12 protein-coding genes and 1 pseudogene are annotated in these 11,156 nt (G+C 67.3%); 8 read left to right on the forward strand and 5 right to left on the reverse strand.

Annotated elements, in window-relative coordinates:
- Positions 1–138 precede the first annotated feature (138 nt).
- Together FMP39_RS38780 and FMP39_RS36130 are read right to left on the reverse strand one after the other, a co-directional pair.
- A complete protein-coding gene (locus FMP39_RS38780) occupies positions 139–684 on the reverse strand; it encodes a helix-turn-helix domain-containing protein (protein WP_141594501.1) in 546 nt (181 codons plus the stop codon).
- A gap of 321 nt (positions 685–1,005) precedes the next feature.
- Positions 1,006–2,001, reverse strand: a complete 996-nt coding sequence (locus FMP39_RS36130) for a deoxyhypusine synthase family protein (RefSeq protein WP_141594502.1) — start codon at positions 1,999–2,001, stop codon at positions 1,006–1,008.
- A gap of 1,074 nt (positions 2,002–3,075) precedes the next feature.
- Here FMP39_RS36130 and FMP39_RS36135 point away from each other — a divergent pair.
- The gene (locus tag FMP39_RS36135) at positions 3,076–3,246 is read left to right on the forward strand and encodes a hypothetical protein (protein WP_153881169.1); all 171 of its coding nucleotides are present in this window, start codon (positions 3,076–3,078) and stop codon (positions 3,244–3,246) included.
- Between the two features lie 2 nt (positions 3,247–3,248).
- On the opposite strand, the gene FMP39_RS36140 is transcribed toward FMP39_RS36135, so the two are convergent.
- On the reverse strand, positions 3,249–3,434 hold the full coding sequence (locus FMP39_RS36140) for a hypothetical protein (protein ID WP_011552213.1): 186 nt from the start codon (positions 3,432–3,434) through the stop codon (positions 3,249–3,251).
- 62 nt (positions 3,435–3,496) lie between these two features.
- Here FMP39_RS36140 and FMP39_RS36145 point away from each other — a divergent pair, with 62 nt between their 5' ends.
- From FMP39_RS36145 to FMP39_RS36155, 3 genes are all read left to right on the forward strand, one after another.
- A complete protein-coding gene (locus FMP39_RS36145; RefSeq protein ID WP_141594503.1) occupies positions 3,497–3,787 on the forward strand; it encodes a hypothetical protein in 291 nt (96 codons plus the stop codon).
- A 625-nt stretch (positions 3,788–4,412) separates the two neighbouring features.
- Positions 4,413–4,751 carry a hypothetical protein gene (locus FMP39_RS36150; protein WP_141594504.1) on the forward strand — a complete coding sequence of 113 codons (339 nt, stop codon included), beginning with the start codon at positions 4,413–4,415 and terminating at the stop codon, positions 4,749–4,751.
- Between the two features lie 154 nt (positions 4,752–4,905).
- A complete protein-coding gene (locus FMP39_RS36155; RefSeq protein ID WP_141594505.1) occupies positions 4,906–6,318 on the forward strand; it encodes a serine hydrolase in 1,413 nt (470 codons plus the stop codon).
- A 9-nt stretch (positions 6,319–6,327) separates the two neighbouring features.
- Here FMP39_RS36155 and FMP39_RS36160 read toward each other — a convergent pair whose 3' ends face one another.
- Entirely contained in the window at positions 6,328–6,789 is a 462-nt protein-coding gene (locus FMP39_RS36160; protein WP_228558628.1) for a transposase, read from the reverse strand.
- 70 nt (positions 6,790–6,859) lie between these two features.
- A complete protein-coding gene (locus tag FMP39_RS36165; protein ID WP_141594507.1) occupies positions 6,860–7,327 on the reverse strand; it encodes a hypothetical protein in 468 nt (155 codons plus the stop codon).
- A gap of 1,123 nt (positions 7,328–8,450) precedes the next feature.
- Here FMP39_RS36165 and FMP39_RS36170 point away from each other — a divergent pair.
- The 4 genes and pseudogenes from FMP39_RS36170 to FMP39_RS36185 form a co-directional block, all read left to right on the forward strand.
- Positions 8,451–9,056, forward strand: coding sequence for a hypothetical protein (locus FMP39_RS36170; RefSeq protein ID WP_141594509.1), 606 nt, complete (start codon positions 8,451–8,453; stop codon positions 9,054–9,056).
- A 48-nt stretch (positions 9,057–9,104) separates the two neighbouring features.
- Complete coding sequence (locus tag FMP39_RS36175) at positions 9,105–10,115, forward strand: hypothetical protein (protein ID WP_141594510.1); 1,011 nt, start codon at positions 9,105–9,107, stop codon at positions 10,113–10,115.
- Between the two features lie 75 nt (positions 10,116–10,190).
- Positions 10,191–10,739 carry an RNA polymerase sigma factor gene (locus FMP39_RS36180; protein ID WP_141594511.1) on the forward strand — a complete coding sequence of 183 codons (549 nt, stop codon included), beginning with the start codon at positions 10,191–10,193 and terminating at the stop codon, positions 10,737–10,739.
- Positions 10,736–11,156 (forward strand): annotated as a pseudogene (locus FMP39_RS36185) (hypothetical protein); the annotation flags it as partial. The gene FMP39_RS36180 and the pseudogene FMP39_RS36185, both read left to right, overlap by 4 nt.

Genomic DNA, 11,156 nt, shown 5'->3' on the forward strand with positions numbered 1-11,156 from the left:
ACCATCCGCTTCACCATCTGCAACTTGAATGCAGCCGTATACGACACCGCGTCCTGCCTGCTCTCGCCCCCAAGGCGTCATCGGCTCGGCATCTCGGCCGAGGCGACAACTTCCCTGACACAGGGGGAGACAACAGGCTCAGCCGGACACAGCGGCCGTGAGTACAACTCCAGCACGTCCTCCATGCGTTCGATGTGGTGGGCATCCAGTTCGGGCACGCACCACATTTTTTTCCCGCCAAGGCTTCAAATCATGGCGCAAGAGCAGCTCGCGCACGGTCTCCCGCCCTACCTTCGCAACCAAGCCCCTGCGCACCGCCTCCTGGGCAATGAGGCGCACCGTCCAGCGGGCGCGGCCCTCTGGCGGCGGCGAGCACACCATGGCCACTACCCCGCTGGCCTGCGTCTCCGTTAGAAGTCGCGCCGCCCCGGGCCGTGGCCTCTCATGCAGCGCCGCTCCCAGCCCCTCTTCCAGGTAGCGGCGGCGTACGGTGCGCACCGTGGTTTGCGTGACGCCTACTGCCTCGGCCACCCCCACCACCGTCCAGCCCTCGGAAAGCAACTGCAGCGCCCGCGCTCGCCTCAACACACGCACCGACTCGCGCCCGCGGTGTGTCAGCGCCTCCAGCGCTGCCCTGTCCGCCTGCTTCAGCTTCAGCCTTTGATTCCGTGCGTGCGTCCTCATGCATCGGGAACACGCACGGACCGCTCGTTAATCTCCTCCTGGTCAGAGGCCTAAGCTTGCCCAACAAAACCCGGAGAGACTCAAACCGCGTATACGCCAATGGAGGGCCAGGGCCCTCGGCCCTCTGATTCCGCTTTGGCTCACGGCAACCGGCCCGTTCTTCGACGTTCTGCTCTGGGGGGCTGCATGCGAATCGCGCCCCGGGTGCTGGCGGGCAGCACCCGGGCGGCGGAGCCGATCCGCACGCCCGAGTCGATGGCGGAGCGCTTGTGGAACCCGAGCCGGAGCACCTCGCCGGCAGGGTCTCCAGTGCCGCTCTTTTCAGCTCTTCTTCTGGCTCACGCCCCAGCAGTCGAGGACGTACGAGAAGACCAGCGGCGCCACGATCGTCGCATCGGACTCGATCACGAAGCGGGGCGTGTCGACGTCGACCTTGTGCCAGGTGATCTTCTCGTTGGGTGGTGCGCCGCTGTAGGAGCCGAACGAGGGCGTGCTGTCGGAGATCTGGCAGAAGTAGGACCAGTAGGGGACCTCCTCCTCCAAATCGAGGCGCAGCATCGGCACCACGCAAATCGGGAAGTCGCCGGCGATCCCCCCGCCGATCTGGAAGAAGCCGACCTTCGCGGACGAGGAGGTCTCCCGGTACCAGTCGGCGAGGGCCGCCATGTACTCGGCGCCGCCGCGGATTGGACTCCAGTTTTCCAGCGCCTTGCGCATCACGCTGGCGACGAACACGTTGCCCAGCGTGGAGTCCTCCCATCCCGGTACGAAGATCGGAAGGCGCTTCTCCGCAGCCGCCAGGAGCCACGAATGACGAGGATCCACCTGGTACGAGCCAGCCAGCGCGCCGGAGAGGAGCAGCTCGTAGAGGTACTCGTGGGGAAAGTGGCGGCGCCCGTCCCGCTCCGCCCTCTGCCAGAGCTCGAGGAGGGGGCGTTCCACCTTGCGCATCGCCTCCTCTTCCGGGATGCAGGTATCTGCCACGCGATTGAGACCCTTATCGCGCAACTCGGCCTCCTGCTCCGCCGTGAGGCTGCGGGGATCGGGCACCCGCACGTAGTGCTCCTGGGCCACCAGGTTGAAGACGTCTTCCTCCAGATTCGCGCCCGTGGTCGTGATCGCGTGGACCTTGTCGCGGCGGATCATCTCGGCGAGCGAGATCCCCAGCTCCGCCGTACTCATGGCACCGGCGAGCGTCACCATCATCTTGCCACCGTCATCGGCGTGCGCCGCCCAGGCGTCCGCTGCATCCACGAGGGTCCGGGCGTTGAAGTGCCGGAAGTGGTGCCGCAGCACGCTTCGAACGGAAATGGTCATGTCATGTCCTCGAATGGAGAAGACGCCCGCACCGCCCCCAAGGAGACGGCACGGACGAACGAAGTGAAGGGAACGCCGCGCCTTGCAGCACGAGCGAGCCCGCCAGCTTTTCCGAACATTCGGATGGAGCACCGGCAGCGGAGGCGACAATCACGCGCCACACCGTCTGGAATCGGTAGGATTTCGCGTATCAAACGAACACCCATGGTGCAAGCCTGCCCTGCGGCCCATGCCAGGTTGTGGCGTGATGCAGGGGCTCCTCGCTTGAAAAGGCCGAGAAACCCGAAGCTGGAGCAGTGTCGGCACGACGGCCAGCCCTTCGCCGCGTCACCTCTCTGACCGGGAGCACAGACGAGCCGCGGCGCTTGAGGACCACGGAATCGGCTCTCCGAATCCCTTTGATGCGGCGCGGTACGTCGCCTGGCTCTCGCACCAAGCCACCCTCATGCCGGAGGGACTCGCGTTCGCGCTTCTCGACGATGCGTTCGCCGGTCAACTCGGGGTGAGCGCGAGGCCGGACGTCAGCGGATACGCGCGCCCTCTACGACCTCGTGGCATCGCAGCGGGGGCGTGGCCTCAGTGCACAGTTATTTCACGAGGCCTGGAGGTTTCACGCCCCCAGGGAGTCCGGCACGACAGGGCACGGTGAACTCTTACGTGGACTGGGCAGAGCTGCGGAGGAGGACGTCCGATGTTGACGTGTTCGCCTGCGTGAGATGTGGAGGCAGGCTTAAGGGTCTTGGCGTACGTGAAGGGGCCCCCCGGGGGGCGGGCGATTCTGGAGCACCGGGGCTTGCCCACGGCCTGTGCGAGGTTGGCCCCGGCACCGAGGGCCACCCCAGGCCGCGTGGTGTTGAGGCGCAAGACAGCCAACAGGCCCAGGCCCCTGCCACGCACCTCATGGGAGCGCGGCTTGGGCAGGCGTGTACCCCAAGGGGGTTCAAGCGGTCTGTCCATCGGACGGGAGCATCGCTCGGGCGGCCCCGTCAGCGGCCCTCCTCGGCCCCTCCGCTCCAGCCCTCACCCTCAACTGGGCCTCTATCCCGCCTATACGTCCCGGAAGAGGCACTGGGCATGGCGCTGGAGCGCATCGCCGAGCTTGAGGGGCGGTTGAGCACGGTGACCCATGCCCTGGACAAGTACGAACGCCACGAGCGCGGCTGCCGCTTCTCGCGCACCAACGGGCATTGCCGCTGCACCTGCCAGTTGCACGACCGCATCCTCGACGGAGGGCTGAAGCCGTGATGTCAGAGTTGGCTGGTCACGATGGCGATGCGACACACGTTGCACCTGAACTGAGGGGATGGCGGATGCCCGCCCAGCGTCATGAGTCCGAAGTCGGGAACCACCGGCTTCTCCTTCCCGCACTCCGGGCACTTGAGCAGCACCTTCGTCCAGTCGGTCCTTTCGGCGCTGTCGTTGTTGTCGGCCATGGCTGTGTTCCCCCGTGCTCGTGGGCGCTCCAGCCCACGGCCACATTCTACCGGAGCCTTCCGTGACGTGCCTGCGCGACGCGGACATCCGCCAGCCCCTGGCCCAACTCGCCGCGGGCACGTATCCCGGCGCCCGGGTGCTCCACGAGGTGGGGCTGGAGTACGGGCTGGTGCGGGTGGACGTGGCCACCATCGGCCCCGAGTGCCGCCACGCCTGGGAGGTCAAGGCGGACGCGGACACGCTGCGCCGCCTGCCGGTCCAGGAGTTGTCCTACAGCGCGGTGTTCGACCGCTGCACCCTCGTCGCAGGTGAGCGACACCTGGAGCGCGGCCGCGTGCTGGTACCGTCCTGATGGGGCGTGGTGCTGGCCCGCGCCGAGGGCGGCGGTGTCGTCCTCGAGCAGGTGCGCCCGGCGCGGGACAACCCGAGCCCGAGCCCAGGCGCTACCGCGCGCCTGCTGTGGCGCCCAGAGATGCTGGCTCTGCTGGAGTCCGCTGGCGCGGCGCGAGGCGTCCGCTCCGCCAGCAAGTGGCGCCTCCTGCCCCGTCTGCTTGAGGTGCTGCCCCCGGCGGAGCTGCGCGCCCGGGTGCGTCAGGTTGTGTCCGCGCGCCGAGGTGCGCCTCGTGCTGCCGTACCCGCTCAGCGCCAACGACGACTGGCGCCCCGGCCAAGGGCCGCGGGCTGGTGCCGTCCGACAAGGCCATGGCGTACAAGGCCCGCGTCGCGCAGGTGGCAGCACTGGCCCGCATCCAGCCCCTGCACGGGCCCGTCCGTCTCGTGCTGACGGTGTTCCGCCCGCGGAGGAGGCAGCCGCCCACGCCGCAGCCCGGGCGGAGAGAGCGCGCAAGGCACGGGAGACGCGGAACCGGAACCAGGCAGAGAAGAAGCTGGCCCAGGCGCTGGAGCGTCGCCCGCTCCCCCCTCGCTGCGCGGGCCACCTCTGCCAGTTATCGCAGCACCAACCCGAGGAAGACGTGATGCGCTACTACCTGGACACCGAATTCAACGGCTTCGGCGGCGAGCTGATGTCCCTCGCCCTCGTGCCATCCGACCCCGCCCTGGAGTCGTTCTACGTCGCGGTCGAATGGGTGGGGCCGACCGACCCATGGGTGGAGACGCACGTCGTCCCGTACCTCGGCAGCGCCATCGTATCGCGAGAGCTCCCTCAAGCAGGTGCGGAGGAGGTGCGCGCGGGGCTTGAGGCAGCGGCCAGAAAGGAGCGGAGTCAGCGGCCCTCCTCGGCCCCTCCGCTCCAGCCCTCACCCTCAACTGCGCCTCTATCCCGCCTATACGTGAGAAACCCTCCACAGGCGTGAAGCGCATTGTGCGAATACGCGAATCGCACGGTGGATTTGAGCATTGCGACTTCCAACAAAAGGTAAATTCACCACAATTATTTACAGCACAGAGGGAGCAATGTTCTCGTGAGCATACCCGTGACCCCTACCCGTCCGGGCATGAGGAGCTCCCATGCGCGGTTTCTTGCAATCCATCACATTGGTTGCTGTCTTCCTTGTAGGCCTGTTCACGAGCCGCCCCGCCGCCGCACATGATTCGCTCCGCAAGCGGATCGACACCTTCGTCCGCGCGGAGCAGAAACGACAGAATGTGCCCGGCCTCGCCGTGGGCGTCGTGAGCCACGGAAGGGTCGTGCTGGCAAAGGGGTATGGCTTTTCCAATCTGGAGCATCGAGTTCCTGTCAGCAAGGACACCCTCTTCCAATCTGGCTCCCTGGGCAAGCAATTCACCGCAATGGCGGTGATGCACCAGGTGGAGGCGGGCAGGATTTCGCTCTCCGACAGCATCACGAAGTTCTTCCCCGACGCGCCCGCCAAGTGGCACCCCATCACAGTGCGCCACCTGCTGACGCACACCTCCGGCATCCAGGACCTCGAGGGGCTGCTCGACGAGCGCAAGGACTACACGGACGAGGAATTCACGCGCTTCATCTACGAGTTGCCCTTGGAATTTCCCGCCGGTCTGCGGTGGAACTACAGCAACTCCGGCTACGTCCTCCTGGGCATCATCGTGAACCGCGTCGCGGGCACCAACTACACCAACGTCCTCGGTGAGCACGTCTTCCGGCCCGCCGGAATGAAGACGGCGCGCGGAATCAGCGAGGCGGACATCATTCCCAACCGCTCGGCCGGCTACCGCGTGGTCCGCGGCGAGGTGAAGAACCAGGAATGGGTTTCGCCTTCCCTCAACACCACCGGGGACGGTGCGCTCTATTTCTCCGTGAAGGACATGCTGGCCTGGGATACCGCCGTGGCGCAGCGCTCCATCCTGAGCCCGAAGAGCTGGCAGGAAATCCTGTCCCCCGTGAAGCTCAACAGCGGAGCCACCCAGCCCTATGGCTTTGGATGGGAAATCCTCGAGCGCAATGGCAAGCCCCTGCACCAGCATACCGGTGGGTGGCAGGGCTTCCGGACCACCTACTCCCGCTTCATCGGAGACTCTCTCTCCATCGTCGTGCTGGCCAACTCGAGTGGGGCAAACCCCATGACCTTCGTGGAAGGTATTGCTGCCATCGTCAACCCCGCGCTCGCCGTGCCCCCGCTGACGCCCATCCCGGACCTCGAGCCGCAGGTCACCGCCCGGCTCACCACGCTGCTCGAGCAGGCACGGGCCGGGACGATGGAGCCAGTCGAGTTCGCGTACGCCCCCTGGTGGTTCTGGGGCCAGGCCGTGCCGTTCTATCAGCAACTGCTGCAAAGCCTGGCGCCGGCGGGGCCGCTCGTCCTGGTCAAGCGGGAAGTGGTGGGTGACGACCGCCTCTACACGTACCTGGTGCAGTTCGGGCCCAAGACCATCCGCTACAGAGTGTCGCTCATCCCGGATGGCCGGGTGTCCGCCTTCCGCCTGAACGAGCACATCCCCTAAGGCCTCGGACTACGACCTCGGACTGTACGACGACGACTCCCTTGACGCCGTCGCCCAGGCCCACCTCCGCCGCCTCGCCGTGGAGTTCGCTGCCTCCGCGAGGATACCCACCTTGCGGAGGGCCCGGGTGGGAGTGAGCGACAGCACCCACAGGACGGCGGCGTCGACCTGAGCATCGACGCTGGGGTACTGGAGATTGGCCGAGATGTGCAGCGTCAACTCCCTCCAGACGGGGTCCATGGCGTTGAGCTCGGGACGCTGCTTGGGCAACCAGAGCAGGCGGATGTCCAACTGCGCAGTAAGGGCCTGCGACCGCTGGGCGGTGTGAGAGCTGGCTTGGTCCAGCAGTAGCAGCACCGGTCGGACCGTATTCGCTGCACGAACCCCGTCTGGCGTCGCTGAGCCGGCGCGCGCAAGGTGGCGCGCACGGCAGACGCGGAGCTGTGGAAGAAGCGAGTCAGGCCCTGCCACGCACCTGAGGGGGAGCGCGGCCTGGGCAGGCGTGTACCCCTCAGAAGATCGCGGCAACTCGGCACGGGCATCACATATTGAAATAGCCTTTGAGCAAGTCAACCGCTCTCCTTCCTAGTACGTGCTTTATTGGCATGCGCAGCAATTCCGCGGCAACCCCAGCGACTTCCAAGGAAATTAGATTACTCCGCGCGAAATGCTCACGATCAAATGGCACGGAGACAATGCTGTGTATTACTCCATCGCCAAGTACGATCTCAGCCCAGTTCAAGGGACTACCGCAGGCGGGACAGTCCCAAGCTTGTAGGATCCGAACAGGCTCCTGTTCAGTCGGGGGAGTTACAGTAAAATAGCCATCATATTCATCATTCTCAATTCGCCGCACATCAACCTGCACTGCATCGCCTTCCGAAAGCACTCTCCCTTCCGGCTTGTCGGATATATATGTCTGAATGTTTGTAGGACTATCGATCGAGGTAGTTTCGCCGCAGGCAATGCACTTGAGTTTTCCTGCAAAATAGTCGTATGAGTTCGTCATTTCTTGGGCGCTTTCAACTGAGCCTTAGGCAGCTTGCCTGGAAATGGAATAATGCGAATTATCCGTCCAGCCACGAACGTAAGGGAGCCACTGGGTAGTGCTTCGGCAACCGGCATTCCTAGTTGGCGTGTATCTCCTCCCGACATTATGAATAGTGCCTTATAAATCCCGCTGTCATGCGTCCCAAATGTGGGAGTGACACAAGCGCCCGCTGCCGGACGGCACCACGCACCTGCTCTTCACCGGGTTGGAGTTGCTGCGTCGCCTGGCGTCCCTGGTGCCTGCGCCTCGGGCAAACCTCACGAGGTGTTCCACGGCGTCTTCACTCCAGGAGCCAAACTGCGGCCATTTCTGGTCCCTCAAGCAGGTGCGGAGGAGGTGCGCGCGGGGCTTGAGGCAGCGGCCAGGAAGGAACGGATGAAGGAGAGGACACCGCGAGTAGACTGGGCCGAGTTGCTCAGGAGGACGTTCGACTTCAACGTGTTCGGCTGCGTGAGGTGTGGAGGCAGGCGGCGGGTCTTGGCGTACGTGAAGGGGGCCCCCGGGGTGCGGGCGATTCTGAAGCACCTGGGCTTGGCCACGGCCTGTGCGAGGTTGGCCCCGGCACGAGGGCCACCCCAGGCCGCGTCGTGTTGAGACGCAAATTAGCGCCGGCGGCCCCTGCCACGCACCTGATGGGAGCGCGGCCTGGGCAGGCGTGTACCCCAAAGGGGCTGCGCGGCCTGTCCACCGGCCGGGAGCATCGCTCGGGCGGCTCCGTCAGCGGCCCTCCTCGGCCCCTCCGCTCCAGCCCTCATCCTCAACAGGGCCTCTATCCCGCCTATACGTCGTTAGGAGCCTCCGGGTTGCGGACCAGGACGCGCACCGCACGGAGGTGCTGCCTTCCGCCAGCAGCGCTCGGACCGTGGCTCCGCCCTGTCGCCCCGTGGCGGCGGTGACGAGGACAGTCTGGTGACGACTCATCGGCAGCTCCTTGGAAGTGGGGCCCCACCGCTTGTGCTCGCGTTGAATACGGAGGGGTCCCCCGTTTGCCAAGGAAAGGGGCGGACAAATGCCTTTCAAAATCCGGAGCGCCGGCCTCCATTCATCTGGCGACGCTGCCCACGCTGTCTGGAGGAACATCTTGAGCCTGCTGCTTGCCCTGAGTCTCGTCGCGCCCACGTCGCTTGCCCAATCGCCGTCCTCGCCCCGTGATGAGACCGTGCGGGTGCGCATCGAGACGGACGCCCCCGAGGTCAGCCTCTTCCGCGTCACGAGCGAGGGATACGGCACCGTCGCCACCACGGGAGGTACGGGCACCGTGGGCATCATCCACTACCAGCGCGAGTGCACGATGCCCTGCGACGTCACCCTTCGCGACCCGACGACGGACTTCTTCATTGCGGGGTCTGGCATCACGCCCTCACGGCGCTTCACGCTGTTGGACCACGGGCGGGATGTGTCCCTGAAGGTCGACCCGGGCAGCTCCGGACTGCGAACCACCGGCTGGCTCGCCACCATCTTCGGCGTCTCCCTGGCGGTGGCGGGTGGGGTGGCGATGGCCCTCGACGGCACGGGGTCCTCCGATTCATCCCTTCCGAAGGACAACACCTTGCGCAAGGTGGGCATGGGCTCGCTGATTGGTGGCGGCGCACTGCTGGCGATTGGACTCCCCCTCTTCATCTTCAACGGGACGGATGTGAAGCTCGCGCCGAACAAGCTGACGGGGAACCGGGGATTCGACCTCTGATACAGAGGTCACCCGGATGAGCCACCTCCAGCGCGCCCGCGTGTCCTCATGACCCCACCCCTCTTCCTGGGGGTGGTCCTCCCGCTCCTCGCCACCGCGTCGCCAGCGCCTTCGTCGGCGCGGTGGGGACTGCATTGGAATGCGCCCTCGGAGTGCATCCAGGCGGCGCCCCTGGCGCGCGCGGTGGAGGCTCGCCTGGGGCGCCCCGTGTTCGGGGCCCTGCCGGATGTGCTCATCCATGGCGTGCTGGAGCCGGCGTCCTCGTCGGGGTGGTCCGCGAGGCTCACGCTCGTGGACGCTCGGGGTACCGTCCTGGGCAGCCGCGACATCGACTCCGCCACGCCCGCGTGCGCGGACATTGAGCGTCGGCTCGTGCTGGTCCTTGCGTTGATGATCGACCCGGAGGCCCTGCGTCCCCAGGAGCCCGCCCCGGTGCCCTCGGAGGTCGTGCCTCCCGCCGAGGAGGCACCACCGCGCCCCGAAGCGCCCGACACGACGGAGGAGGAGGACGTCCCTGTCGAGGAGTCATCCCCACCGACTCGCGCGGCGCCGTGGCCGGGTCGCTCGACGGTGTCCGTCTCCGCGCTGACGACGACGGGGTTCTCGGACGGCCTCGCATGGGGAGGCCGCGTCGGCTGGCGGGGGGCGGGGCGCGTGACGTGGCTCGTGGGGCTCTCCGTGGTGCCCTGGGCCCGCTCGGAGCTTGAGGACGGGCGGGTGGACCTGATGCTGGCGACGCCCGAGGTGGGGCTGTGTCCGCTGGTGGTGGGCGGCTCCCGATGGGAGGTGTCCACGTGCGCGGCGGCGGCGTTCTCGTTCGTGATGGCGAACTCAAAGGGTCCGGCGGTGGACGAGGTGGACTTGCTCATCCGAGGTGACGCGGTGGCGAGAGCCCAGCTGGAGCTGCGACTGGGGAGCGCCACCGCGTTGCATGTGGGGGGCGGCGCCGCGGTGGGGTGGCTGCGTCCCACGTTGCCGATGACCTCCGCCTGGGAGGGGCGTTTGGGGGCGCCGTTCCGCGCGTTCGTCGAGCTGGGCCTGTCGTTCCGGGGGCCCTGAGTCACCGGGGGCGGGTAGCGCTTCACCTGGCGCCGGGAAGCTCACTAGAGTCCGCCGGCCCCGGACTCCCGCGCGATGCCCTCCCCTCCCCAAGCCCTGCCCGCTCCCGAAGGGGCGGAACCGCTCGACTTCGAGCGGGTGCATGCCCAGCACGCGGCCTTCGTGTGGCGCACGCTGCGGCGCATGGGCGTGAGGGAGGCGGACCTGGAGGACGTCTGCCAGGAGGCGTTCCTGGTGGTCCATCGACGTCTCCCCGAGTTCGACCCGCGCGCGCCCGTGGCCGCGTGGCTCTTCGGCATCTGCATGCGATTGGCCTCGGACCATCGCAAGCGGGCCCACGTCCGGCGGGAGACCCCCGTCGCGGAGACTCCTGACGAGGCCCGTCCCCCCGAGCAGCTCGAGTCCGTGGCGCGCACGCAGGCGCGGGCCCGGTTGGACCGCATCCTGGATGCGCTCGACGAGGACAAGCGGGCGGTGTTCGTCCTCTTCGAAATCGAGCAGTGGGCCATGGCCGACGTGGCCCAGGCGGTGGGGTGCCCCGTGCAGACCGCCTACGCGCGGCTGTACGCTGCGCGCAAGCAGGTCCAGGAGGCCGTGGCCCGGTTGCAAGGAGGCGAGAGATGAGGACGCCCGAGCCCGTGCGACTCCTGGAGGAGTCCTCCGATGCCTCGCCCGAGCTACGCGAGCTGCTGGGCTCCGCCCTGGACGATGGGCCCTCGGCCGCACAGCTGGCGTCCCTCGCGGCCCGATTGGCGCCCCTCCAGCCGCCCCCGGCCCCTGCGGCTCCCTCACCGGCTCTGGTGGCGCCCGCGTCCGAGCCGCTCGCGGGTGGCGCGACGGTGGCCACGGGCCTCAAGCTCAAGGTGCTCGTGGGCGTGGCCGCGCTCACGGGGGCCGTGGGCTCCTTCCAGGCGGGCCGCGTCTACGAGCGCGCACAGCCTCCGACGGTCGCCCAGGCCCAGCGGGAGACGCCGCCGGTGGAGCGTCCACGGAGCAAGGTGCCCGCCGAGGTCGTCGTGTCGGCGCCCCCCGTTGCCGAAG

The organism is Myxococcus sp. AB056, assembly GCF_006547365.1.
GTDB classification, from domain to species: domain Bacteria; phylum Myxococcota; class Myxococcia; order Myxococcales; family Myxococcaceae; genus Myxococcus; species Myxococcus virescens.

What these genes read in the sequence shown, in the direction of transcription:
- FMP39_RS36180 (WP_141594511.1), top strand. Translation starts at nt 10,191, where the DNA reads ATGCCCTCCCCTCCCCAAGCCCTGCCCGCTCCCGAAGGGGCGGAACCG.
- FMP39_RS36155 (WP_141594505.1), top strand. Translation starts at nt 4,906, where the DNA reads ATGCGCGGTTTCTTGCAATCCATCACATTGGTTGCTGTCTTCCTTGTA.
- FMP39_RS36165 (WP_141594507.1), bottom strand. Translation starts at nt 7,327, where the DNA reads ATGACGAACTCATACGACTATTTTGCAGGAAAACTCAAGTGCATTGCC.
- FMP39_RS36135 (WP_153881169.1), top strand. Translation starts at nt 3,076, where the DNA reads ATGGCGCTGGAGCGCATCGCCGAGCTTGAGGGGCGGTTGAGCACGGTG.
- FMP39_RS38780 (WP_141594501.1), bottom strand. Translation starts at nt 684, where the DNA reads ATGAGGACGCACGCACGGAATCAAAGGCTGAAGCTGAAGCAGGCGGAC.
- FMP39_RS36140 (WP_011552213.1), bottom strand. Translation starts at nt 3,434, where the DNA reads ATGGCCGACAACAACGACAGCGCCGAAAGGACCGACTGGACGAAGGTG.
- FMP39_RS36150 (WP_141594504.1), top strand. Translation starts at nt 4,413, where the DNA reads ATGCGCTACTACCTGGACACCGAATTCAACGGCTTCGGCGGCGAGCTG.
- FMP39_RS36175 (WP_141594510.1), top strand. Translation starts at nt 9,105, where the DNA reads ATGACCCCACCCCTCTTCCTGGGGGTGGTCCTCCCGCTCCTCGCCACC.
- FMP39_RS36130 (WP_141594502.1), bottom strand. Translation starts at nt 2,001, where the DNA reads ATGACCATTTCCGTTCGAAGCGTGCTGCGGCACCACTTCCGGCACTTC.